Origin of the sequence: Pseudoalteromonas sp. TB41, from assembly GCF_000497975.1 — a bacterium.
In the GTDB taxonomy this organism is placed as follows: domain Bacteria; phylum Pseudomonadota; class Gammaproteobacteria; order Enterobacterales; family Alteromonadaceae; genus Pseudoalteromonas; species Pseudoalteromonas tetraodonis.
In genome coordinates this window covers 41,484-64,701 of the sequence record NZ_AUTH01000082.1, presented here as the reverse complement: position 1 = coordinate 64,701, position 23,218 = coordinate 41,484, and the positions used below count along the sequence as shown (strand labels likewise).

Annotated in this window: 27 protein-coding genes; 2 read left to right on the top strand and 25 right to left on the bottom strand. The window is 41.3% G+C overall.

All coding sequences use genetic code 11. From position 1 onward, the window contains the following. From ccmE to ccmA, 5 genes are read right to left on the bottom strand one after another with little or no spacing between them, the layout of a single operon-like run. Positions 1-480 (bottom strand): cytochrome c maturation protein CcmE, encoded by a 480-nt coding sequence (gene ccmE, locus L641_RS0112325; RefSeq protein ID WP_008112242.1) that lies wholly within the window; start codon positions 478-480, stop codon positions 1-3. Continuing rightward, positions 477-680, bottom strand: coding sequence for a heme exporter protein CcmD (ccmD, locus tag L641_RS0112320; RefSeq protein WP_008112240.1), 204 nt, complete (start codon positions 678-680; stop codon positions 477-479). The genes ccmE and ccmD overlap by 4 nt, the downstream gene beginning before the upstream one ends. 2 nt (positions 681-682) lie before the next feature. Next, positions 683-1,420: a heme ABC transporter permease gene (locus tag L641_RS0112315; RefSeq protein WP_024602038.1), complete on the bottom strand. Its 738-nt coding sequence runs from the start codon at positions 1,418-1,420 to the stop codon at positions 683-685. Position 1,421: 1 nt separating this feature from the next. After that, on the bottom strand, positions 1,422-2,108 hold the full coding sequence (gene ccmB / locus L641_RS0112310; protein WP_024602037.1) for a heme exporter protein CcmB: 687 nt from the start codon (positions 2,106-2,108) through the stop codon (positions 1,422-1,424). Beyond that, positions 2,108-2,728 carry a cytochrome c biogenesis heme-transporting ATPase CcmA gene (gene ccmA, locus L641_RS0112305; RefSeq protein ID WP_076916065.1) on the bottom strand — a complete coding sequence of 207 codons (621 nt, stop codon included), beginning with the start codon at positions 2,726-2,728 and terminating at the stop codon, positions 2,108-2,110. The genes ccmB and ccmA overlap by 1 nt, the downstream gene beginning before the upstream one ends. A gap of 114 nt (positions 2,729-2,842) precedes the next feature. Between ccmA and L641_RS0112300 the strand changes: the two genes are divergently transcribed. Further along, a complete protein-coding gene (locus L641_RS0112300; protein WP_024602035.1) occupies positions 2,843-5,008 on the top strand; it encodes a flagellar hook-length control protein FliK in 2,166 nt (721 codons plus the stop codon). 2 nt (positions 5,009-5,010) lie between these two features. Then, the gene (locus tag L641_RS0112295; protein WP_010387940.1) at positions 5,011-5,319 is read left to right on the top strand and encodes an EscU/YscU/HrcU family type III secretion system export apparatus switch protein; all 309 of its coding nucleotides are present in this window, start codon (positions 5,011-5,013) and stop codon (positions 5,317-5,319) included. 27 nt (positions 5,320-5,346) lie between these two features. Here L641_RS0112295 and L641_RS0112290 read toward each other — a convergent pair whose 3' ends face one another. The 20 genes from L641_RS0112290 to fliN all read right to left on the bottom strand — a co-directional run bounded on the left by L641_RS0112290 (position 5,347) and on the right by fliN (position 23,202). Next, positions 5,347-5,748, bottom strand: coding sequence for a DUF2802 domain-containing protein (locus L641_RS0112290; protein ID WP_008112228.1), 402 nt, complete (start codon positions 5,746-5,748; stop codon positions 5,347-5,349). 18 nt (positions 5,749-5,766) lie between these two features. Continuing rightward, positions 5,767-6,264 (bottom strand): chemotaxis protein CheW, encoded by a 498-nt coding sequence (locus L641_RS0112285; RefSeq protein WP_008112225.1) that lies wholly within the window; start codon positions 6,262-6,264, stop codon positions 5,767-5,769. A gap of 21 nt (positions 6,265-6,285) precedes the next feature. Then, positions 6,286-7,008: a chemotaxis protein CheW gene (locus L641_RS0112280; protein ID WP_008112224.1), complete on the bottom strand. Its 723-nt coding sequence runs from the start codon at positions 7,006-7,008 to the stop codon at positions 6,286-6,288. A gap of 3 nt (positions 7,009-7,011) precedes the next feature. Then, positions 7,012-7,782: a ParA family protein gene (locus tag L641_RS0112275; RefSeq protein ID WP_008112222.1), complete on the bottom strand. Its 771-nt coding sequence runs from the start codon at positions 7,780-7,782 to the stop codon at positions 7,012-7,014. A 12-nt stretch (positions 7,783-7,794) separates the two neighbouring features. Beyond that, positions 7,795-8,757: a flagellar motor protein MotB gene (locus L641_RS0112270; protein WP_024602034.1), complete on the bottom strand. Its 963-nt coding sequence runs from the start codon at positions 8,755-8,757 to the stop codon at positions 7,795-7,797. A 5-nt stretch (positions 8,758-8,762) separates the two neighbouring features. Continuing rightward, positions 8,763-9,527 carry a flagellar motor protein gene (locus tag L641_RS0112265; protein WP_024602033.1) on the bottom strand — a complete coding sequence of 255 codons (765 nt, stop codon included), beginning with the start codon at positions 9,525-9,527 and terminating at the stop codon, positions 8,763-8,765. Further along, positions 9,520-10,671 carry a chemotaxis response regulator protein-glutamate methylesterase gene (locus L641_RS0112260; protein ID WP_010387935.1) on the bottom strand — a complete coding sequence of 384 codons (1,152 nt, stop codon included), beginning with the start codon at positions 10,669-10,671 and terminating at the stop codon, positions 9,520-9,522. Before L641_RS0112260 ends, L641_RS0112265 begins: the two co-directional genes overlap by 8 nt. A 53-nt stretch (positions 10,672-10,724) precedes the next feature. Next, entirely contained in the window at positions 10,725-12,941 is a 2,217-nt protein-coding gene (locus L641_RS0112255; protein ID WP_024602032.1) for a chemotaxis protein CheA, read from the bottom strand. A 14-nt stretch (positions 12,942-12,955) separates the two neighbouring features. Beyond that, positions 12,956-13,723 (bottom strand): protein phosphatase CheZ, encoded by a 768-nt coding sequence (locus L641_RS0112250; RefSeq protein ID WP_010387932.1) that lies wholly within the window; start codon positions 13,721-13,723, stop codon positions 12,956-12,958. Between the two features lie 16 nt (positions 13,724-13,739). Further along, positions 13,740-14,123, bottom strand: a complete 384-nt coding sequence (gene cheY, locus L641_RS0112245; RefSeq protein WP_008112210.1) for a chemotaxis response regulator CheY — start codon at positions 14,121-14,123, stop codon at positions 13,740-13,742. A 40-nt stretch (positions 14,124-14,163) separates the two neighbouring features. Beyond that, complete coding sequence (locus L641_RS0112240) at positions 14,164-14,874, bottom strand: RNA polymerase sigma factor FliA (RefSeq protein ID WP_008112209.1); 711 nt, start codon at positions 14,872-14,874, stop codon at positions 14,164-14,166. A gap of 26 nt (positions 14,875-14,900) precedes the next feature. Then, on the bottom strand, positions 14,901-15,761 hold the full coding sequence (locus tag L641_RS0112235; RefSeq protein WP_010387928.1) for a MinD/ParA family protein: 861 nt from the start codon (positions 15,759-15,761) through the stop codon (positions 14,901-14,903). Next, positions 15,754-17,244: a flagellar biosynthesis protein FlhF gene (gene flhF, locus L641_RS0112230; protein WP_024602031.1), complete on the bottom strand. Its 1,491-nt coding sequence runs from the start codon at positions 17,242-17,244 to the stop codon at positions 15,754-15,756. The genes L641_RS0112235 and flhF overlap by 8 nt, the downstream gene beginning before the upstream one ends. 21 nt (positions 17,245-17,265) lie before the next feature. After that, positions 17,266-19,374, bottom strand: coding sequence for a flagellar biosynthesis protein FlhA (gene flhA / locus L641_RS0112225; protein WP_008112204.1), 2,109 nt, complete (start codon positions 19,372-19,374; stop codon positions 17,266-17,268). Between the two features lie 71 nt (positions 19,375-19,445). Further along, on the bottom strand, positions 19,446-20,576 hold the full coding sequence (flhB, locus tag L641_RS0112220; RefSeq protein ID WP_008112201.1) for a flagellar biosynthesis protein FlhB: 1,131 nt from the start codon (positions 20,574-20,576) through the stop codon (positions 19,446-19,448). Positions 20,577-20,585: 9 nt separating this feature from the next. Next, a complete protein-coding gene (gene fliR / locus L641_RS0112215; RefSeq protein ID WP_024602030.1) occupies positions 20,586-21,365 on the bottom strand; it encodes a flagellar biosynthetic protein FliR in 780 nt (259 codons plus the stop codon). 2 nt (positions 21,366-21,367) lie between these two features. Next, a complete protein-coding gene (locus L641_RS0112210) occupies positions 21,368-21,637 on the bottom strand; it encodes a flagellar biosynthetic protein FliQ (RefSeq protein WP_024602029.1) in 270 nt (89 codons plus the stop codon). 41 nt (positions 21,638-21,678) lie between these two features. Next, a complete protein-coding gene (gene fliP, locus L641_RS0112205; protein WP_024602028.1) occupies positions 21,679-22,419 on the bottom strand; it encodes a flagellar type III secretion system pore protein FliP in 741 nt (246 codons plus the stop codon). Between the two features lie 4 nt (positions 22,420-22,423). Continuing rightward, positions 22,424-22,807, bottom strand: a complete 384-nt coding sequence (fliO, locus tag L641_RS0112200) for a flagellar biosynthetic protein FliO (protein WP_024602027.1) — start codon at positions 22,805-22,807, stop codon at positions 22,424-22,426. Further along, positions 22,804-23,202 carry a flagellar motor switch protein FliN gene (gene fliN / locus L641_RS0112195; RefSeq protein ID WP_013465554.1) on the bottom strand — a complete coding sequence of 133 codons (399 nt, stop codon included), beginning with the start codon at positions 23,200-23,202 and terminating at the stop codon, positions 22,804-22,806. Before fliN ends, fliO begins: the two co-directional genes overlap by 4 nt. Between the last annotated feature and the right edge of the window lie 16 nt (positions 23,203-23,218).

Sequence of the window (23,218 nt, the reverse complement as noted above, 5' to 3'; positions counted from 1 at the left end):
TTAGCTCCCACTATCTAAATTGTATTTTGGTTTCTCGTGCTTAATTCCTTTTACTGCCTCGGCAACCTCGGCTGGCATATATTCTTCATCATGCTTGGCCAACACTTCAAATGCTTCAATCACGTTAGGCTCTACTAACACACCTTGCGCAACAATCCCTTGTCCTTCACGAAACAAATCAGGCAAAATACCTTGATAACGCACTGTTACCAATGGCCCCGTATCAATCAGCTTAAAGCTTACTTTTAAGCTTTGTTCATTTCTGATCACAGAGCCTGGCACTACCATGCCGCCAATTCTCAGCTTTTGGCCTACAAACGGCTTTTCTTTATTGGGACCTTTACCATCAATTAATTCGCTGGGGGTGTAAAACAAATTAATATTTTCTTGTAAGGCGTACAACACTAAACCAATTGATCCACCAATACCAAAGAGTACGGCGATAATAACCAAAAGGCGTTTTTTACGTCTAGGGTTCACGAGGTTTGCTCCTGCTTAGAATTTTTAATTCGAGTTTCACGTGCAATTTGCTGCTCAACTGACGCTAAAATTTGTTTTTTGTCGCGTAACGAGCTAAATAAAATACCTAATAGAATCAATGCACATGTACCAAAAGAAAGCCACACATAAAAACCATAGCCTCCCATTGCAATAAAATCTGAAAACGAGTCAAACTGCATAATTACCCCCTAGTTAACAACTGTCGCACCCATGGGCGGTGCTTTTCACGGTGTAAAATTTCATTTTTAAGACGAATTAAAGTCACAGTACCAACAAACGCGGCAAAGGCTAAAATGTTAATCATTAGCGGCCAAAACATACTTGGATCAACCGCATCGCGGTTAAATTTAGTGATGCTCGCCCCTTGATGCAGGGTATTCCACCATTCCACCGAAAAGTGAATGATAGGCAAGTTAATAACCCCAACAATAGCTAAAATTGACGCGGCGCGACCGGCTGACTTTTTATCTTCAAAGGCATGGTACAAAGACAACACCCCTAAGTATAAAAATAATAAAATAAGTTCAGAAGTCAGCCGAGCATCCCATACCCACCATGCTCCCCACATAGGTTTACCCCATGCAGCACCAGTAATTAAAGCTATTGCTGTCATACACGCACCAACAGGCGCAATTGCAATTACCGCAAGCTCGGCATTACGTAACTGCCATACCAAGGCAACAATGGCAGCAATCGCCATTGATGAATATGCGCCCATAGATAAAATAGCGGAGGGCACGTGAATAAAAATAATACGGTAACTGTCTTTTTGTTGGTAATCGGCAGGGGCAAAACCTAACCCCCAAACCCAACCAACAATTATACTAACGACCGTTACTACTGCAAAATATGGCAGTAGAGTATTGCATAACTGATATGCTCGCTCTGCTTTCGCATACGGATGTAACCACTTCCACATATTAACTTACACTCACTTTTAATGCTGATGATATGGCAATTGGTGCACTGATAATAGCAACGACTAACATGGCACCAAGGATTGCAAGCTGACCACTGTAATCCAGCGACATAGTGCTGGTATCAATAGCGGAAGTTGCAAAAATTAAAACCGGAATATACAAAGGCAAAACGAGCAGACTCATTAAAATGCCGCCTTTTTGTAATCCCACAGTCAAACCCGCTCCTATTGCGCCAATAAAGCTCAATAAGGGAGTTCCTAGTAATAGCGTTAATAACGTGGCCATTAAGGCCGTCGTTTCTAAATTTAATAACAAAGCAAATAAGGGGGTCATTAGTACCAGCGGTAAGCCAGTGATCACCCAATGTGCCGCTACTTTAGCTAACACGGTTAATGATAAAGGATACGAAGAAGCAATTAGTTGCTCCAAAGAGCCATCGTTATAGTCGTCTCTAAATAGCTTATCGAGTCCAAGCATGGTTGATAATAAAGCCGCAACCCAGATAATGCCCGGCGCCATTCTTGATAACAACCCAGGCTCAGGCCCTATCGCTAATGGAAATAACGAGATAACAATTAAAAAAAACAAGATGGGATTGACTATTTCAGCACGCTGACGAAAAGCGAGCTTAACGTCTTTACTAAATACCGCGACAAATAACTGCCAATATGAGTGCTGTCGTGTCATTAGTGGCGGTACTCCAAAGTCAAGGTTTGTAAGTCACTAAAATGGGTGGTTAGGTCTTGATGTGTTGTTAACAAAATGGCGCCCCCCTTTGATAAATGCTCAGTAAAACGTTGCTGTAAAAAGGCAACGCCACTTTTATCGAGCGCAGTAAAAGGTTCGTCTAAAATCCACAACTTAGCTTCAGATAACCATAATCTGACCAAAGCTACTCGTCTTTGTTGACCCGCCGATAAGGTTCTAACAGGCACATCTTCCAGCCCTACCAAACCTAGCTTACTTAATAAAGAGTATAAGTCAGGGGTGTCAACGTAACCATTAATAGCCAACCAATGTGTTACATTTTCAAGTGCACTGAGTTGTACGTTCACACCAGTTTTATGGCCTATATATAATAAGTCTCTGGCGTATTCGTCATAATATTTTTTGATAGATTGATTAAGGTATAAAATATCACCTTCATCTGGCAGCGAAAAACCGGCAACAATGCGCAATAACGATGTTTTACCTGCCCCATTAGGACCAGCTAACTGCATGATTTGACCGCTTTTAAGGCTAAAATTAAGTTCATCAAACAAACAACGCTCTTGCTTGATACAAGTAACGGACTTAATGTGTAACAAGATGACGATTCTCTCTGCCAAAAATTAGCGGTAAGTCTACCATAAATGATAGGGTAATACGAATATTGCTTTAGAATCGATTTACTTAAAATAAAGAAAACTTGATATAAAATAATGAATACACCAACGCACATTACATTGACTAACCCACAGGTTAGTAATCAAACAAGCAATTCAGGTCAACCTGTGTTACCGACATTGCCTGAAGAAGTGCTGGCGGCTAAAAACATTCAGTTTTCTAAAGAGTCAGTAACCTTAGATGTGTTTATGAATAAGCATTGGCAAACAATTCGACTCATGGTTAATGAAGCCCCAACAAACGTTGAAAAAATAGCGAGTGCTAACATACAACTAAGTGCAGATGGTAAAAGCTTAACTATTATTCCTAACAACAGTACCTTATCAATTAAACAACCGGATCAGTTACAACGATTTTTAAATTTTATAAACACCCAGAGTGATATTCAAAACAACCCGCTATCGATACAAGTTACTTTAAAGCCAACGCCAAAACTGGTGATTGAAACATTTAATGCCAGCATCGCCATTAATAAACAAATAGCGCAATTACTAGCACAAGAACCCTTATTAAAAGGCATAATTGAGACTGATGGCAAAGGTACACGGCTAAATATCATTAATCGTTTTGCTGATATAGTGCATTCACAGCCAATAAACCAAGCCAAACTAACACAGTTGCTTGCCAGTAATTTAACCCCTGCTCAGCTTCATGCTATGCCTAAGTTTGCGGTATTAAGCCCAAACTCTTTTAAAGACTCATTAACTATTAACCTAAGTCACCGACAATTAAGTGAACTACCTACCATCCCGACTAAGGTAAACATTACTCACCAAGCAGATAAATTACTGATCAAAACCGCTTATCACACTATGACTGTGAGCCTTAAAAACTCATTTAGTAAACCGTTTAATGAGATGCTCTCTTTGCAACAGTCGCAAGGCCTAATTGATCCCTCGCCAAGTAAACAGCATCCGCTCAGCACGATAAACAGTCCCATACAATCATGGTTAAAAAGCAGTTTTGCTGATTTTAAAACACGTATTTTAGATGCGGTAAAGTACTTTGAAAGCAAGCCATTTACGACCTCGGTAAGCTCATCTCAAAAACCAGTATTTACAGGCAATGCTCAGCAAAAATGGCTCACCCCAATGCAAAAAATTGACATGACACAATTAAAAAACGTGTCAAATTTAGCGCCGCCCCTAATGCAATTTACCCAGCAAATAAAATCAAGCGTTTCTATGTGGCAACAACAACCGTTAGCAGCACTCGCTTTATCTCCTTTAGTGACTCCTTTTTCATCCTCACCAACTAACGCGGCTACATTTGGTCAGAGCTTACAGCCTTTAGAAAAACTCTTATTAGCGACGGTTTTAAAACACAGTCCAAACACCTCAATAGAACAAAAAGATGCGACCAACCAAATAGTAAGCAGCCAACTTAATACCATTACAAGCAAACTGACTGATCAAGGAACCGATTTAAACCGTTTAGTTAATCAGGCTTTTAATCGCATGTTGTCAGATAGTAATTTGCACCCAGCAACCATACAGCGCGAAATACTCAGCACCATAAAGCCCACACAACTTCAAAGCGACATCTTACAAAGCTCGTTTAATAGAGGTGTTGAACAGCTTTCATTAAGCATTTTAGCCGCGCCTATCATTAACCAAAATCCAAGTGCGGTGAGTATTAATAATCAAACGGGTTTAGAAGCTTTACTGCAGGTTTTATTACCGACGTTTAAAGTGGGTAATAGCGCCAATAAATTGTTGGAACAATTACAGCAACCACAAGTACAAGCATTAGCAGGTGAATTAACCCAAATTAAGAACACATTAAGCCAAGTACAAACGCCCGCGATTAGTCAACAACCTGACACAAACGCCTTGGTACAATTTTTATTACCGATGAAGTTGCCTGCTGAAGCGGCGCAAACAGAAATAACTTTAGGGCAGTATAAAAAGCACAGTAGCGGTAAACTAGCGGATAAAAATGTTTGGTTTGTTAGGCTCAACTTTGATTATGCCGAGCTGGGTAAGCTACAAATAATCGCAGAACTCATGGATAAAGCTTTAGATTGTCAGTTGTTAGCCTCAACCCAAGCGGTGAGCGCTTTAGCTCATCCACATCTTGATAATTTACGCTCAAAACTGGCAAAACAAGGCTTACAAGTGGGTGAGCTTAAACTAAAACGAGCGGATGACAACCATCAAGCATTTTACCAATCCCATGCCATTATTAATATTAAGGTTTAGCCATGACTGAGTCATCAAAAAGCAATTCAGCAATTGGACTACTCTACGAGGCGGGACATTCACCCATTGTAAGTGCTAAAGGGTTTGGTGAACTGGCGGATGAAATTATTGCCCTAGCCAAAGAAAAAGGAATTTTAATCCATCAAGATGAAGCACTTGCAAATACACTATCGAAACTAGACCTCGCAGAAGAGATCCCCAAAGAGTTGTACTTTGTTATTGCTGAGCTCATTGCGTTTTCATACGTGGTTAGAGGAAAGTTTCCGCCTGGTTGGCAAGACTTTCAGGGAAAGCTAAATATAAAAGCATAACGCAGTGTTATAAAAGCAAAAAAGGCGCTAAGCGCCTTTTTGTTTGTGTAATGAAAACAACAGTTCAGCCTCGGCGCGGGGTAATTCACATTCGCGAATAACCTCATCTAAATCAGCACCTAACTCAACCATTTTTACCGCACGAGAGTATATTTTAGCATCGGGGTCATCGTATTTTTGAGCTGCTTGTTGCTGTATCAGCTCTTGGTTTTGTTGTTCTACCTCAAGCACACGCTTACCAATACTCAGTAAACCGGTTCGCAACTCTGACACTTCGCTACGTAAAATATTAATCTGCTCTGATGAATCTTTAAACTGTTGTAATTGCGCGCCAAGCTCACTCGCATAGCGCTTTTTAAACATCACAATTAAAAGCAGCGAGAATAGTCCAAAAACTAAACCCGCAATAGCAATACCAAGTAATAACATAGTTTTATGTAGAGAAGCTTATATATCGCTTAACTCATCCCATTCGTCATCACTAAGTAGTTTATTTAAATCAACCAGAATAAGTAACTCATTGTCGCGGTTACATACACCTTGAATAAATTTAGCACTTTCCTCTGTACCTACATTTGGCGCACTGTCAATTTCAGAGCTACGTAGGTAAACAACCTCAGAAACGCTATCGGCTAGAATGCCAATCACTTGCTCTTCTGCTTCAATAATTAAAATACGTGAATTATCCGTCGCTTCAATATCAGGTAAACCAAAACGAGAGCGAGTATCAATAACGGTAACAACATTACCACGTAAGTTAATAATACCAATCACATACGAAGGTGCACCTGGTACAGGAGCAATCTCGGTGTAACGCAGTATTTCTTGCACTTGCATTACATTTACGCCATAAGTTTCATCTTCTAGCTTGAACGTAACCCACTGCAAAATCTCATCATTATTATCTGCATTTTTCTTAGCTGACAGTAATTTATCTTCACTCATGCTCTTACCTCGTAATGGTCATTACTTGTGACGGCTATCTAAGCCTTTCTCTAATAGTGCGTTTAAATTATTAACATCTATTAAAGCACACATTTTTTCTTTAATTACTCCAGCAAGCCATGGGCGCTTACTGTTATTTGTACGCCATTTTACATCTTCTTTACTCAATGTAATGTTATTTATTAGTTTTTCTGCTAATAAACCCCATTGGCTATCACCTAAAGTGATGAGATATTGATAATTTAAAGATGCCTCTAACTGCTCATCGTACTTTTCAGGCATAACCCAGCGAGCGGTATCAACAACATTGAGCTTTTCTTCTCGGTTTATCATAACCCCTTTAAACCACTTAGGCTTGCCAAATAAATGATTTACTTCTCCAAGCTCATGAATGCCACCTAAGGCTTTTAGCGGCACCGCTAAAGTAAGCCCTGCCACTTCAAAAAACAGCGCTTGAAACTCACCATCAAAGTAGTCAGCTTCACCACCTACAACCACCTCTTGCTCAGGCACGACGTGTTGCTCTTGGTGGGTGTCAATTTCTACATTCGATACTTGCTTATTGAGCTTTTCAACTTCAACAACAGGCTCAACTATTACTGGTTGTTCTTTTTGCTCTTCATACGTTACCTGCTCAAGCAGTTTAGCAACAGGCTCAAGGTCTTTTGTTGGTTCGTCATCAGATAATAACGCCCCTAAGTACTGAGTGACTACTTTTTCATTAGCAAATAATTGCTTACTCATTTATTAACCTTGTTTTATTAAATATTTAAGTAATGCTTTATAAGCATAGACTCCACGCGCATTTGGGCAAAAATCTACCGGTACTTTTTGCGCTAAACTTGCATCTCTAAATTTAGTATCAACAGGAATAACGCCTGGCCATACTTTTTCTTTATACGTTTCTTGTAATGTTTTATAGGCCTCAAGCGATGCTTTGGTTCGTTTATCATACATAGTTGGAATTATAGTATATTCATAGCTTTTCGCTTGAGAGGTTTGCATTAACTCCATAGTACGCATCATTCTATCGAGCCCTTTAAGCGCCAAGAACTCAGTTTGCACCGGCACTAACACTCTTTCACAGGCGGCAAGCGCATTGACCATCAGCACACCTAAAACAGGTGGGCAATCTAAAATTGCGTAATCGTAATACTCGCTAATTTTAGCCAGTGTTTTTTTTAAAATCAGGCCCATTCCCGTTTTATTACCCATGCTACGGTCAAGTGTCGCGATCGCCATAGTTGCAGGTAAAATATCAAGGTTTTCAATTGTTGAGGGGCATAATGCTTGCAATATTTCTTCGCTTTTCATACTCGAGCCTCGAGTAAAAATATCGTAAACACTGACCTCTAAATCTTCTGAATCAATACCAAAGTAATAGGTTAGTGAAGCATGAGGATCTGTATCAATCAATAACACGCGCTTGCCTTGAAGCGCAAGGATCCCTGCAAGGCTAACCGCTGTAGTGGTTTTGCCTACTCCCCCTTTTTGATTGGCTACTGTCCAAACTTTCACATTACATCCTAATTACTGTTCGTTGCGCGTTGTAACACGGATGCCACCATGCGGTAAACGAATTATTTTTATTGTATCGTCTTGGGCAGGCAGCTCAATTTCTGGCTGACTTTGCTCTGATACTGAAATTGATGATTTCGTTTGTTCATCAGAGGGCTCGGGGGCTAAACCATATTTAGAAAGTGCAATCACGACTTTACGGTTTTCAGCACGCCCAGCTTCGGTATTATTATCGGCAAAGGGCGAGTATTGACCATACCCCTCAATGGCCATGCGCGCGGATTCAATGCCCAAACGCTCTAGCTCAACTAATATTGAGGTTGCACGCGCCACTGATAACTCCCAATTAGAACGAAATATTTCATTTCGTATGGTTTCGTTATCTGTATACCCGCGTACTCTTATATAGTTATCGACTGATGCAATGATTGCTTCAATTTTTTTTACAATCTCTTTGGCCTTGTTATGTGCAACAGCACTACCACTGGCAAACAACAATCCGGAATTGAGCTCAATAACCAACCAGTCTTGGCTTAGTTCTAAGCTAGCCTCGCCACTGCGTATCTCATCAATTAGCGACGATTGTAATTTAGCCAATAAACTATCCAGCGGCTTACCTAAGTGGCGTTGACTAATATTGCTATTGTCACTTTGACCATCGAGTAACATTGGGTCTTGCTCTAGCTCTTGAATACTTTCGCCATAGAGAATTTCAGCCTCAGGGGTCACCCTTTCAAGCAATAAAGCATCACCATTTACCCCGTTACCCTGCTGAGAATATTGTTTTGCAGACTTATCAAAAACATGCTCAAGAGAATCAGATAAAACCTTGATGTTGTCTTCTTTGTTTATCGCAATTGCATACAATACAACAAAAAATGCAAACATTATGGTCATATAATCCGCATAAGAAACTAACCAGCGCTCAGTATGTTGGCTCTTTAATTGGTGATGACGTAAGCGACGGCGTAACATAGGCGCTAATGGGCCTGTAAAATTGGACGTTCAACGCGGTAGGCTTCAAGCTTTAGTTCAATATTAATAGGGCTCTCACCTTGGCTAATAGCAATTACACCTTCCGCTAACATTTCGTGATAAAGCATCTTTTGCTCAACCCGTTGCTTTAGCTTATTGGCCATAGGTAAAAATAATAAATTAGCCAAACCAACACCATATATAGTTGCAATGAACGCGGTGGCAATACCCGTTCCTAACTGCTCAGGATCGTTAATAAATGACATGGCTTGAATAAGCCCAAGTACCGCACCTAAAATACCAATAGTTGGGCTATACCCACCCATTGCTTCATATACCCGGCTAGCATCAAGTAATCGTTCTCGCTCAAGTAATAAGTCAATCTCGAGGGTATCGCGTAGTTTTTGCTCTGAACAGCCATCAACTAATAAGCTCAGTCCTTTGGCGGCATAGGGATCTGAATGCGCAAGTGCTTCGCTTTCTAATGCTAAATACCCTTCTTGACGGGCTTTATGCGACCAGCGTTTTACTTGCTCAATAGCATCTTCAATATCATGGTCGTCGGTAACAAAAACCCAATGAGTAATACCAAGCATTTTTTTAAATGTATTGGCTGATGTTTGTAGCATCACCGCACCTAATGTACCGCCTAATACAATAATTAGTGCAGGCCCATTAAACAGCGCAGATACCACACCTCCCTCTAAAGAATAACCGATTGCAATAGCACCTAATGCAACCAGTAATCCTAAAACAGAAAGCTTATCCACAGCCAGCCTCTCTTTTTAAACGTGCAGCCACATCATGAAGGCTAATGCTTTCGCTCGCTAAACCTGCACTGGCTATCGCCTGAGGCATACCATAGACAACACAGCTTTTTTCATCCTGAGCCCAAATTGTAGCGCCAGTTTGCTTAAGCATGCGAGCACCATCACGACCATCTGCACCCATGCCTGTCAAAATAATGGCAAGCACATCACCTTGATACGCTTTGGCCGCACTGGCAAAGGTAATATCAACACTTGGTTTATAGTTTACTCGTTCATTTTTATCTTCAAACACACGAAGGGTTCTATTAGAGCCACGTCCTTCTACCATCATTTGCTGGCCACCTGGCGCTAAATAAGCGCACCCAGGTTGTAATCTATCGCCTTGCTGCGCTTCTTTTACCTTAATCTTACACAAGCCATCTAAGCGAGTAGCAAAAGCCGGGGTAAATGCAGCAGGCATATGCTGTATGAGTAAAATAGGGTGTGGAAAATTAGCAGGTAATTGCGTCAAAATAGTTTGCAGTGCAACCGGCCCACCTGTGGATGTACCAATAGCAACTAACTGATACTGCTTACCACTGGCACGCGCTGAGGCACTGCTGCTAGTAGATGCAGGACTCGCATTATTAAAGCTACGATCAGGTTGAACTATCGGCTTTTTAGCAAGGTTAGAAAAGCGCTCAGAGCTGTTTGACGCTGGTTTACTAATACTTGGAGATGGGGCCGTTCTCGTAATTCTTCCAATACGCTGGCGGCCTATTTCCTTAACCTTATTTTGCAATAACTTAATTGCATCATCGTTATTGCGAGCAATATCTTCAAACTTTTTAGGTAAAAAGTCCATCGCCCCAGCATCAAGCGCATCCAAAGTGGCAGATGCCCCTGCTCGTGTTAACGATGAAAACATTAAAATAGGTGTTGGATTACTCGCCATGATCTCTTTCACAGCACTAATACCATCCAGCACCGGCATTTCAACATCCATGGTGATAACATCAGGACGTAACTGAGCTGTTTTTTCGACGGCCTCTCGGCCATTTACAGCAAAGCCTATTACCTCAATGCCGCTGTCTTGTTCAAGAATTTCACTCACTCTGCGGCGAAAAAAGCTTGAATCATCAACTACTAAAACTTTAACAGCCATTTCGCTCTCTTATTCAATGAATGGGTAGGCATAAAGTTTATACCTACTTTTTATTATCCAGCGTAATGCTTTAGCATACTCGGTACATCTAATATCAGTGCAATTCCACCATCAGAGGTAATAGTCGCACCCGCCATACCCGGCGTACCTTGCAATAATGCATCTAGAGGCTTGATCACCACTTCTTCTTGACCTATTAGTGAATCAACAACGAACCCTACTTTTTGAGTCCCTATTTGCACAATAACGACATGCCCTTGTGCTTTTCGCTGACCTCTATCAGCGCCTTTTATAAGCCAATGTTCAAGGTAGAATAATGGAATCGACTTTTTACGAACAATAATCGTTAGCTGGCCATCAACCACATTAGTTTTTGTTAAATCTAAGTGGAATATTTCACTTACACCCGCTAGCGGCAAGGCAAAGGTTTGCTCTCCCACCACCACCATTAAGGTAGGTAATATCGCAAGTGTTAGTGGAACTTTGATTTCTAAAGTAGTCCCTACGCCCATTTCTGATTTTATGTTAACCGAGCCATTGAGCTGAGTGATTTTTGTTTTAACCACATCCATACCAACACCACGGCCAGAAATATCTGAGATTTCTTCTTTGGTTGAAAATCCAGGTGCAAAAATAAGGTTATAAGCTTCAGTATCAGAAAGACGACTCGCTTGGTCGTGATCAAGCACCCCTTTACTAATCGCAATCTTTTTAAGCTTTTCAGCATCCATACCGGCACCATCATCTTGGATGGTAAGTAGAATATGATCACCCTGTTGCGAAGCTGATAAAGTCACCGTACCTGTTCTAGGTTTACCCGATGCTTCACGAATATCGGGCATTTCAATACCATGGTCGACCGAGTTGCGAACCAAATGCACCAATGGATCGGCCAATGCTTCCACTAAATTTTTATCTAAATCGGTGTCTTCACCGACAAGTAATAAATTAATATCTTTTTTAAGTGTTCGTGCTAAGTCACGTACAACACGAGGAAAACGGCCAAATACTTTTTTAATTGGCTGCATTCGTGTTTGCATTACTGCACCTTGGATATCAGCAGTCACAACATCTAAGTTGGAAATAGCTTTACCCATAGCCTCGCTATCAGAATTAGTCGCCAAACTCACTAAGCGATTTCGCACAAGTACTAACTCGCCCACCATGTTCATTATTTGGTCTAGGCGTTTGGTATCAACACGTACTGTTGTTTCTGCCGGTGGAGGCGCTGCTTTTTTAGGCGGCGCAGCTTTAGCTGCTTGTGCCGCAGGAGCAGGCTTAGCTGGCTCTGGTTTAGGCTGTGGCTTAGCTGCAGCAACTGGTTCTGGCTTTTTAGCTGCCACTGGTTCTGGTTTACTTACAGGAGCCGGTGTTTCTATCGACTTAGGTGCACCTTTACCATGAAGTTCATCAAGTAACGCTTCAAACTCGTCGTCACTTATTTCATCATCGCCCGAGCTTTGCTCGTTACTTGGTGGAGCCACAGGGGCTGATGGTGTTTGTTGTGGTGTACTTGCGGTTGCTTGGCTCACTTCGCCAAAGCTGCCTACACCATGAAGTTCATCCAATAAGCTGTCAAACTCATCGTCAGTTATATCACCACTGACATCATTGTCACTTGATGATGATTGTTTTTCTTGTGGGGCTTGCCCTTTTCCATGAAGTTCATCAAGTAGGCTTTCGAATTCGTCTTCGGTTATTTCATCAATCTGAGACTCAGTACTGCTGCTATCTGGGCCGCTAAATAATTCATCAAAAGCAAACGGGTCTTCTTCAGCATCGTTGCTCGGTTGCTCTGCAACTGGTTCGGGCTTTACCGATGGGGTTTCGACAGGAGCTATATCTTCAACCACAGAATCGCCGGCAAGCTCTTCTGCTGTCGGTGGCTGTCCAAGTTTGTGAAGTACTGCAAGTAATTCTGGATCAGCAGGCTCTGGCTGGTCACGATTTTTAATCGTGGCAAACATTTCATTAATGGTATCCAGTGCTTGTAAAATCACATCCATTAATTCAGAGTTAACTGTTCTTACACCTTGGCGCAGTAAATCAAACACATTTTCAGCACCATGACATGCATCAACAAGCTCTGTCATAGCCAAAAAGCCAGCGCCACCCTTTACAGTGTGGAAACCGCGAAATATTGCGTTTAGTAGCTCAGTATCATCTGGGTTGTTTTCCAGTTCTACTAACTGTTCAGATAAAAGCTCAAGGATTTCTCCGGCCTCTACTAAAAAGTCTTGTAAAATATCTTCATCGACTTCAAAGCTCATGCAGTACTCTCCTATTAGAAGCCCAAACTTGATAATAGATCATCAACTTCATCTTGATCAGATACAACATCATTACGCGTTTCTTTATCAATAATAGGCCCTTCGGGACCTGCTAGTGTTTGTGCAACAATGGGATCTTCTATTTTTTCTGGTTGTTCAGTTGGTTCAACCTCACCACCTTGCGCTGCAAATGCAGTCAACAGGTGAATTAAACTTTCTTCAACTTCACGGACAAGTTCAATAACACGGCGAATAACCTGACCGGTTAAATCTTGATAGTCTTGAGCCATCAGCACATTAGTCATCAGCATTTGTAACTCATCGGTTTTGTGATGAGAACTGCTCATAAACTTATCAATACTATGACAAAGTGATTTAAACTCACCAAGCTCTATTTCGCGGTTCATTAAACGATCCCACGTTGGCTTGATATCAGCTATTTCGTCAGCGATTTCTTGTGCTAATGGTAAGCTTGCTTCAACCGCATCCATTGTCTTATTGGCTGCGTTTTCTGTCATTTCCATGACATAGTTAAGGCGTTTTTTTGCGTCAGGGATGGCATCAGTGGTAATGTCTGTTAAACGCGTGTCTAACTCGAAACTTTTTAAAGCTTCGTGCAGTTGACGCGTCAACTTACCCACCTCAGCAAATAACTGTGATTGCTCTTGTGAAGCTGTTTCTAAAATTAACTGATTCGCTTTATCTTGCTCACCATTTTCTAAAAAAACAACTAACTGGCGAGCTTGTTCTAAAGTAATCTGAGGCGCAGCAGGTGCTGACATAAGCCTCTCCCTCTCATTAACCTAAGCGTTCGAACACTTTTTCTAATTTAGTTTTCAATGTACCTGCAGTAAATGGTTTAACAATATAACCATTAACACCTGCTTGGGCCGCAGCAATTATTTGTTCTTTTTTAGCTTCTGCTGTAACCATTAAAACAGGAATATGCTTTAATTTTTCATCAGCTCGAATTGCCCTCAAAAGATCAATACCTTGCATGCCTGGCATATTCCAATCTGTTACAACAAAATCAAACGCTTGATTTTGCAACATAGGCAAAGCAGTTGACCCGTCATCTGCTTCTTGAACATTGGTAAAACCTAAATCGCGCAACAGGTTTTTAATAATACGTCTCATTGTTGAGAAATCATCAACAACAAGAATTTTAATGTTTTTATCCAAAACATCCTCCAGTGAGGCCTGAACCTTTATTTACTTACTTCTAGTTTATCCAGTCATTGATTTTTGCTTTAAGCTTAATCATCGCCTGACCATGTATCTGACTTACACGCGATTCACTTACATCGAGTATATGCCCAATTTCTTTTAAATTCATCTCATCGTTATAGTACAAAGAAAGCACCATTGCATCTTTTTCCGGTAACGACTTTATTGCACTGAGTAAAGACTCATTAAACCGTTCATTTTTAACATTATTGAACGGTTTGTCTAGTGCTAAATCTTGGCCATGAGGTGTAATCACATCGTCATCTATACCAAGGTCTTCAATACCTAACACTTTGCTTACATTTACATCGTTTAAAATATGATGGTACTCATTTAGCGAAATTTCAAGTTTTTCAGCAACTTCACTATCTTTAGGTTCACGGTTTAAACTGTTCTCAAGCGCAACAATAGTCTCTGCAACCAAACGGCTTTTTCTGTGAACTGAACGTGGAACCCAATCGCCTCGGCGCATTTCGTCTATCATCGCACCACGAATACGAATACCGGCAAAGGTTTCAAAGCTTGCGCCTTTGCTCGCATCAAAGTTTTTTGAAGCTTCAATTAAACCAATCATACCCGATTGAATTAAATCATCTAGCTGCACACTGGCCGGTAAACGAGCAATTAAATGGCACGCCACTTTTTTGACTAATGAGGCATGCTTTTCAACAATCATATTTAAATTTTGTGTTGACTGATATCCCATAGCTCTATTCACCGGTATTGTCATTGTTAGTTACTAACTAGTTTCTCAATGAAAAACTCTAAATGACCCGAGGCTTGACTAGGTGTTGGCCACTTAGCAATTTTTGTAGCCAGTGTTTTAAAAGCAATTGCAGCAGGCGACCCAGGAAAAACCTCAACAATTACTTTTTGGCGGCGCGTTGATTTGCGCATATTTTCATCATATGGAACCGTTGCAACCAACTCCATTGATATATCTAAAAATCGGTCGGTAACCTTTGAAAGTTTTGCAAACAATTCCTGCCCTTCGCGTAAACTACGCACCATATTGGCAACAATTTTAAATTTATAAACGCCGTGCTCACGGCTAAGTACTTTAATTAAAGCATAGGCATCGGTAATTGATGTAGGCTCATCACATACCACCACAACCACATCTTGCGCTGCGCGAGAAAAACTCAGCACCATATCGGAAATACCCGCAGCGGTATCAACAATTAAAATATCAAAGTCGGTGTTAAGTTCACTAAATGCACGAATAAGTCCAGCGTGCTCTGAGGGTGATAACTCAACCATACTTTGCGAACCCGATGTTGCAGGCACTATTTTTATGCCTGCGGGACCTTCGACTAAAATATCATCAAGTTCACATTCGCCCGATAAAACATGAGATAAATTACGCTCAACGCGCAGTCCAAGCATCACATCACAATTCGCTAATCCTAAATCAGCATCTAGTACAAGCACACGTTTGCCTTGTTGGCCTAACGCGATTGCCGTGTTAAGGGATACGTTCGTTTTACCCACTCCACCTTTGCCGCCGGTGACAGCGATAACTTTTACGCCGTTATTATTATTCTTGCTCATTTTGCGAAGGCCGCTTGCTTGATCTAAAACTGTGTTAATCATACATCTCTACTGTGCTCGACGCCACTGATTGGTGTCGTGATTGTTGTGCTTTTATTCTTTTTAAATACAATTGCTCAGCTTTTTTTACTAGTTTTTCGGCATTTGCCACTCTAATATCTTCTGGTACTCGCTGACCGTTAGTAAGATACCCTATTGGGAGACGATTTTGAATCGCAATACTAATAATCTCACCTAAACTCAATGACTCATCAAGTTTAGTAAAAATACATCCGCTTAGCTGTACTTTTTTAAAGTGCCTTACTGTTTCTTGTAATACATTAATTTGCGCCGTCGCACTTAATACTAAATAACTACGTATATCAACACGCTGATTACGCATTAAGGTGTTTAACTGCTCGGTTAAGCGTAAATCACGTTGACTCATTCCCGCTGTATCAATTAAGACTAGACGTTTATTTCGTAAATGGTATAAAACTTCTGCTAATTCATTTGCATCTTTAACTTGTTTAACGCCACAACCTATAATACGACCATACGTTGCTAGCTGCTCATAAGCACCAATACGGTAAGTATCGGTAGTAATAAGCGCTACTTTATCGGCACCGTATTTTTGTGCACCCAATGCTGCCAGTTTTGCAACTGTGGTGGTTTTACCCACGCCTGTAGGCCCGACTAACGCAAAAACACCGCCTTGGCGAAGTATTTCGTTGTTCGTAGTTTGCATTTGATCTTCAACCATGTTCAATAAAGCTTTCCAGCCTTGTTGGCGAGACACATCGTCTGGTACAAAACATGCCATTTGCTCAGCAACATTTTTCTCTATCCCCATACCGACTAAGCGGTCAATCATACATGCACGGGTCGGGTCGCGACGTGCCATATCTTGCTGCATTAAACCTGATACTTGGTGCTCTAATAGTTGACGAATTGCGTTCATTTCTTCACGCATTGTGCTGATGTCACTGGATTCTTTATGCATTGTTTGCTGACGCGGTGCGCTAGGTGAATCTAAATCGTCAAAGCCACTGTCTAAATCGTCAAAACCTAAGCTATCGGCTTGGGTGTGAGGGCGCACTGGCGCGCTTTGTTCACGTTCAAACATATTTTTAGGTCGTGATTGCACAGGCTCTTGTTCTTGATAGTGACCAGAAGTGTCAATGCCAGAGTGTGAAAACATTGAAGCAAGCTCTGCTGAACGAGGACGTGGAGACTGACGCTCTAGTAAGGCTTGTAAGCTATCTGCAACCTTTGCCTGTGGCTTAGGTTGAGCGCGTTGCGGTTCTGGTTTAACAAAATTATGTGAACTTTGCTCAGTATGTGCAAATGAAGCTCTTGCAGCAGGTTGGCTTTGAGGCTGCTCTGGCGCTTTTGTCGCGGCTTTGTCGTAATCAACTGCAGCAACAATTTCAACGCCATTAGCTAGTTTTTTATTTGACATAATAACCGCATCAACACCCAACTCTTCTTTTACTTCTTTTAGTGCAGTGCGCATGTCTTTAGCAAAAAAACGTTTAATTTTCATAATTCAAACCCCTTTAAAATCTTATTGTTGGCCTACAGAGCTGACAATCTTGATCTGTCTTTCATCTGGTATCTCTTGATAAGACATCACTCGCAATCCTGGAATGGTGTATTTAACAAATCGAGATAACACAGTGCGTAACATTCCTGACGTTAGCAATATTGAAGGTTCACCGGCCATTTCTTGATTTTGATGCGCTTCATTCAATGATGTTTGAAGTCTATCAGCAAGCCCTGGTTCTATTCCGGCACCTTCATCACCTGCATTTTGAAGTGACTGATGCAACATCTGTTCCAACTCAGGCGCCAAGGTTATGACAGGGATTTCAGAAGACATACCAACGGCATCTTGGACGATTAATCTACGCAGTGATATTCGCACTGCAGCCGTTAATACATCTGGGTCTTGGCTACGAGGGCCATACTCAACAAGGGTTTGAACAATTGAACGCATATCTCGTATTGCCACCCCTTCGTTTAATAAATTTTGTAGTACTTTAACGATGGTGGTCAGCGGTAATACCTCAGGTACAAGTCCTTCAACTAAGCGAGGGTGACTCTTACCTAACATATCTAATAAGTTCTGTACTTCTTCATGTCCGAGTAATAATGCGGCGCTATTGGTGAGTAACTGGCTAATATGGGTTGCCACCACGGTCGCCGAATCAACCACCGTGTAACCTAAAGACTGTGCTTCATCTTTTTGATCGGGTTTTATCCAAACCGCATCTAAACCAAACGCAGGATCTTTAGTTTCAATTCCTTTTAGCGGGCCAAATACTTGGCCTGGGTTAATCGCTAATTCATCACCATGTTTAAGCTCACCCTCACCACTTGATACACCCATCATGGTTATGCGGTATGCATTTGGGTCGAGTTCTAGATTATCGCGTATATGCACCGGCGGCACTAAAAAGCCCAGCTCTTGAGATAGTTTTTTACGCACTCCTTTAATACGGTTTAACAGCTCGCCACCTTGTGATTGGTCAACGAGAGGAATGAGTCGGTAACCGACTTCTAGACCAATAACATCAACTTGTTGAACATCATCCCAACCCAGTTCTTTTTGCTCTTGTTTAGCCGCAATTCCGGTACCTGAGGCCGCATTTTCGGCTTCTTCTGCTTCTGCAGCGGCTAATTTCAGTTTATTTTGCTGAGTATAGTATGCAAGGTAACCTAAAAGCGCCCCTAAGCTTAAAAATGCAAGGTGTGGCATACCTGGGACTAAGCCCATAGTAATAAGGATACCTGAGGCAATAAATAACGATTTTTCGTTACCTAATTGCTTCTTAAACTGATCGCCCATGTTGTGCGATTCATTTTGACGGGTTACAACAATTGCAGTACCAATTGAAAGTAGTAATGAAGGTAATTGCGCGACTAAGCCATCACCAATGGTCAATAGTGTGTACACTTCCATAGCGCGTGAAAAACTTAAATCATGTTGGATCATGCCAACAAATAAGCCACCCACAATATTGATCACTAAAATGACTATGCCAGCAATAGCATCGCCTTTTACAAATTTACTAGCACCATCCATAGAACCATAAAAGTCAGCTTCACGAGTTACTTCCTCACGACGTTCTCTGGCTTGCTCGGCACTGATAAAACCGGCATTCATATCTGCATCTATGGCCATTTGCTTACCTGGCATAGCATCTAGAGTAAAACGCGCTGATACTTCTGAAATACGACCAGCACCTTTGGTGATTACCACAAAGTTAATGATGATCAGAATTAAAAACACCACCAAGCCCACGGCGTAGTTACCACCGATTACCACTGAACCAAATGCTTCAATGACTTTACCAGCAGCATCCCCACCGTTATGACCCTCAAGCAGTACCACCCGGGTACTGGCCACATTGAGTGCTAAGCGCATTATGGTTGCAATTAACAGCACGGCTGGGAACATACCAAACTCAAGCGGTTTCATGGTGTATACAGTGACCAGTAATACAACTAACGCAAGCGCGATATTAAACGAAAATAATATATCAAGCAGGAATGGAGGCAGTGGTAAAATAACCATACCCAGCGCAGCCAACACCAAAAGCGGTGTACCAACGCCCTTCGCATATTCTTTTTTATCTTTATTAAGTTGTTGTAATACCGCTTTAAATTCCATAACTCTACAATTTCAAAAAATTGACACTACGCTGAAATTGCAATAACTATTCCAAGTTAGTTGGTTAGCAGTTAATACTTAAATTCATCGGGGATAGGCAGCTTTTTATTAAGGGCAACAGGGCGTTTTCCACGGCCTTTTTTAAACCGTTTAAGCTGAAACACATAAGCAAGCACTTGAGCAACCGCAGTAAATAGCTGATCGGGGATTTGCTCACCCACTTCTGCAGTATGATAAAGCGCTCGGGTTAAAGTTGGAGACTCAACAATAGGCACTTCATTACCCAATGCAATTTTACGAATTTGCATGGCGAGCTCATCCACACCTTTGGCTAATACAATAGGCGCGCCTGCTCGCTCTGTATCGTATTTTAAAGCTACGGAATAGTGAGTAGGGTTGGTAACAATAACATCGGCGTCTGGCACATCCTGCATCATTCTCTTTTGCGACATTTGACGTTGGGTTTGCCTTATGCGCGCTTTAATCTGCGGATCACCTTCTGAGTTTTTATATTCGTCTTTTACCTCTTGCATAGTCATTTTAAGCTGTTTGTTATGACTATAGCTTTGAAATGGGGCGTCAATAGCAGCAATAATAATTAAGGTGCAAGACATGGCTAAAAACATCCACGCTAAAATTTCCAAAGCATGAACAATATTGCCAGGCGCACTTTCTATACTTAAATGTAAGATTTCATCAAAAAACGTATTAATTAAAAAAATAGCAAATGCGGCCACCAAGCCAAACTTTAATAATGACTTAAGCAATTCTATAGCCGCTTGTGGACCAAACATGCGGGTAAAGCCTTTCATTGGCGACATTTTACTGGCTTTGGGCGCAGCTGCTTGCCAACTAAAATTAAAGCCGCCAAGCATGGTATTACCGATAAATGCAGCCAATACAATAATGAGTACAAACATCGACATAGGAAATAACAGTACGTCGGCCACCTCTCCCCATACGGCAAACATTTTGGTGGTGTCGTAGGTTTCATTGCGGTTAAGACTCAGCATTCTTCCCATAATGCGGTACAAGCCTTTGCCAATTTCAGGCCCATACATTAATAAGGAAATAGCAGAAAAAATAAGCACAAACATGGTACCTAACTCTTTAGAACGCGCTATTTGGCCTTTCTTTTTAGCATCATCAACTTTTTTTGGGGTGGGTTCTTCGGTTTTTTCTTGTCCGGAATCTTCAGCCATTACGCTCTCCTAAGGGGAACAACCAATTAGAGTACACATCAGCTCAACCATTTTTAGCCATTGGAACTCAAACTGAGTGACAAAGTTACCGAGCGTTGCCCAAATAATAACGAGCCCTGCCACTAAGGTAAACGGGAAGCCTATCGAGAAAATATTTAACTGCGGTGCAGCACGGGTCATAATACCAAATGCCATATTAATAACCAGCATGGCGGTTAATGGTGCTAATGACAGCACTAATGCAGTGGTAAACATCCAACCACCCCATGTCACTATGTCCCAGTAATGATCAACCGCCCACCAATTGCCATCAATCGGGAGTACTTCAAAACTGTGCACCACCATTTGAATCATCATTAAATGACCATTAAACACAAAAAATAATAAGGTAGCTAATATTAGATAAAATTGCCCCACTGCAGGCACACTCATCCCATTAGAGGGGTCAACAACAGATGCAAAACCTAAACCGGTTTGCATAGCAAGAATTTGACCGGCTAACACAAACGTATTGAGTAATAGTGTGGACGCAAAACCAATTGCGACACCAATCAACATTTGTTGGAGTACCACTAAAATCATTTCAAAAGAAAATAGATTAGTAAATGTAGCAGCAGGAAGAACAGGAACAACTAAGAAGGTGACCACTACAGCCAAGCCCATTTTTATTCGAGCAGGTACGTTTTTTGCGCCAATACCCGCCATGATCATGATCATAGAGCTGATGCGCACTAAGGGCAGTAAAAAATCACTTAACCATTGAATGACAACGGAAAATGGAAACTCCATCGTTAACCTGCAATTTCGGGGATAAGCAGCACTAAGCGATTAAAAAAGTCCATTAGCTCTTGAGTAAACCAATGTCCTCCCACAATCAGGGCACTGATGGTGATAAATAAACGCGGTAAAAAACTCAGTGTTTGTTCGTTAATTGAGGTTGCTGCCTGAAACACAGCCACAACCAACCCAATAATTAAGCCAGGTACCACAATGGCAGACACCAGCTTAATCACTAAAAATAGGGCTCCACTTAAAATATCAACAAATACTTCAGGTTCCATGGACGACTCCTAGTGTGGTTGGTTCAATGAAGAGTGCACAACTACGTGCCCAAGCCAAAGCTTTTAGCGAGTGTACCCATCACCAAGCTCCACCCATCAACCAATACAAACAACATAATTTTAAACGGTAGCGACACAATCATGGGCGATAGCATCATCATACCCATGGCCATCAATACCGATGCAACCACCAAATCGACAATCAAAAAGGGAATAAAAAACATAAAACCAATAATAAAAGCGGTTTGTAACTCACTGGTCACAAACGCAGGAATAAGCACAACCATTGGCGTTGCTTCAGGCGAGTCAAGCTGATCGTAACCTGCTATTTTAGCAAAGGTTTCTAAATCTTTTAGTCGTACTTGAGAAAGCATAAACGCTTTCATTGGCTCTTTGGCTAAATCAAGTGCTTCAAGTGACGTTACTTGTTCACTTAAATACGGTTCGATAGCTCGCTCATTTATTTGCTCATAAATTGGCGCCATAATAAAAATACTTAAAAACAGCGACATACCTAGTAATACTTGGTTCGAAGGCGTTTGCTGCAAACCAATGGCTTGGCGCAAAATAGCTAAAACAACAATAATTCGAGTGAAAGAGGTCATCATGATAATGGCGGCTGGAATAAAGCTCATAGCCGTCATGATCGCCAACACTTGTAGCGTCACTGAGTAGTCTTGGGTGCCATCGGCATTAGTAGTGATCGTCAGCGCGTCAATCCCCTCGGCATTGACCCCTGGGACAAACACCATGGCAAATAGGAAAAGCAGCCATTTAGTCATAATATTAGTTCTTTTTATTTTGATTAAGTTGCGGATTCAACATTTTGCCAAACCGCTTCGCTAATTCTGGTAACTCTTTTTCTGTTAGGGGGGTTTCTAACTTGTGTAGATAATTAATACTGTGTGGAGTAACCCCTAATAGGTGCTGTGCATTATCTATTTCAACCACCATTAAGCGCTCACGTGATCCCAACGGAAGACTGCGGATCACTTTAAACTCATCGTTATTGGTTAAATTTGGATTGAGCTTTTTTACAAAAAAAGCCAACACTAAAATTAACACCACAACCATACCCAAAGATAACACCATGGATACGATATCTGTGGTCGGTGTTGCAGCATCTGTTGCTGCAAACACCGAATTGCTTAAACTGGCTAGTGCTATCATCGTAACTTTTTGATCCGTTCAACCTGGCTAATTACATCCGTTAAACGAATACCGAACTTATCGTTCACCACAACCACTTCGCCATGCGCAATCAAAGTACCATTAACTAAAACATCGAGCGGTTCGCCGGCAACCCTGTCAAGCTCAACGACCGAACCTTGGTTAAGTTGTAATAAATTACGAATATTAATTTTAGAACGCCCTACTTCCATAGAAATAGTAACGGGAATATCTAAAATAGTATCGAGTTTACGTTTTTCTTCACCGCTGAGTTCATGCTTTGAATCATCAAGCTCATCAAGCTCGGTTACTTTGACCTCAGGACTATCGTCAGTGCCTTCAGCTTCAGCAAGTGCTGCTGCCCATTCGTCCATTGTATCTTGATCATCGCTCATACTTTTAACCTTTTAA

Bases quoted from the DNA above. Each gene is read 5' to 3' on its own strand.
- L641_RS0112270 (WP_024602034.1), bottom strand. From the start codon at position 8,757: ATGTTACGCCGTCGCTTACGTCATCACCAATTAAAGAGCCAACATACT.
- L641_RS0112290 (WP_008112228.1), bottom strand. From the start codon at position 5,748: ATGTTATTACTTGGTATTGCTATTGCGGGTTTAGTTTTTGGACTATTC.
- L641_RS0112240 (WP_008112209.1), bottom strand. From the start codon at position 14,874: ATGGGATATCAGTCAACACAAAATTTAAATATGATTGTTGAAAAGCAT.
- L641_RS0112300 (WP_024602035.1), top strand. From the start codon at position 2,843: ATGAATACACCAACGCACATTACATTGACTAACCCACAGGTTAGTAAT.
- fliN (WP_013465554.1), bottom strand. From the start codon at position 23,202: ATGAGCGATGATCAAGATACAATGGACGAATGGGCAGCAGCACTTGCT.
- ccmD (WP_008112240.1), bottom strand. From the start codon at position 680: ATGCAGTTTGACTCGTTTTCAGATTTTATTGCAATGGGAGGCTATGGT.
- flhB (WP_008112201.1), bottom strand. From the start codon at position 20,576: ATGGCTGAAGATTCCGGACAAGAAAAAACCGAAGAACCCACCCCAAAA.
- fliR (WP_024602030.1), bottom strand. From the start codon at position 21,365: ATGGAGTTTCCATTTTCCGTTGTCATTCAATGGTTAAGTGATTTTTTA.
- L641_RS0112210 (WP_024602029.1), bottom strand. From the start codon at position 21,637: ATGGAACCTGAAGTATTTGTTGATATTTTAAGTGGAGCCCTATTTTTA.
- flhA (WP_008112204.1), bottom strand. From the start codon at position 19,374: ATGGAATTTAAAGCGGTATTACAACAACTTAATAAAGATAAAAAAGAA.
- L641_RS0112285 (WP_008112225.1), bottom strand. From the start codon at position 6,264: ATGAGTGAAGATAAATTACTGTCAGCTAAGAAAAATGCAGATAATAAT.
- L641_RS0112295 (WP_010387940.1), top strand. From the start codon at position 5,011: ATGACTGAGTCATCAAAAAGCAATTCAGCAATTGGACTACTCTACGAG.
- L641_RS0112255 (WP_024602032.1), bottom strand. From the start codon at position 12,941: ATGAGCTTTGAAGTCGATGAAGATATTTTACAAGACTTTTTAGTAGAG.
- flhF (WP_024602031.1), bottom strand. From the start codon at position 17,244: ATGAAAATTAAACGTTTTTTTGCTAAAGACATGCGCACTGCACTAAAA.
- L641_RS0112250 (WP_010387932.1), bottom strand. From the start codon at position 13,723: ATGTCAGCACCTGCTGCGCCTCAGATTACTTTAGAACAAGCTCGCCAG.
- L641_RS0112315 (WP_024602038.1), bottom strand. From the start codon at position 1,420: ATGTGGAAGTGGTTACATCCGTATGCGAAAGCAGAGCGAGCATATCAG.
- L641_RS0112260 (WP_010387935.1), bottom strand. From the start codon at position 10,671: ATGGCTGTTAAAGTTTTAGTAGTTGATGATTCAAGCTTTTTTCGCCGC.
- fliO (WP_024602027.1), bottom strand. From the start codon at position 22,807: ATGATAGCACTAGCCAGTTTAAGCAATTCGGTGTTTGCAGCAACAGAT.
- L641_RS0112280 (WP_008112224.1), bottom strand. From the start codon at position 7,008: ATGAGTAAGCAATTATTTGCTAATGAAAAAGTAGTCACTCAGTACTTA.
- L641_RS0112235 (WP_010387928.1), bottom strand. From the start codon at position 15,761: ATGATTAACACAGTTTTAGATCAAGCAAGCGGCCTTCGCAAAATGAGC.
- ccmB (WP_024602037.1), bottom strand. From the start codon at position 2,108: ATGACACGACAGCACTCATATTGGCAGTTATTTGTCGCGGTATTTAGT.
- fliP (WP_024602028.1), bottom strand. From the start codon at position 22,419: ATGACTAAATGGCTGCTTTTCCTATTTGCCATGGTGTTTGTCCCAGGG.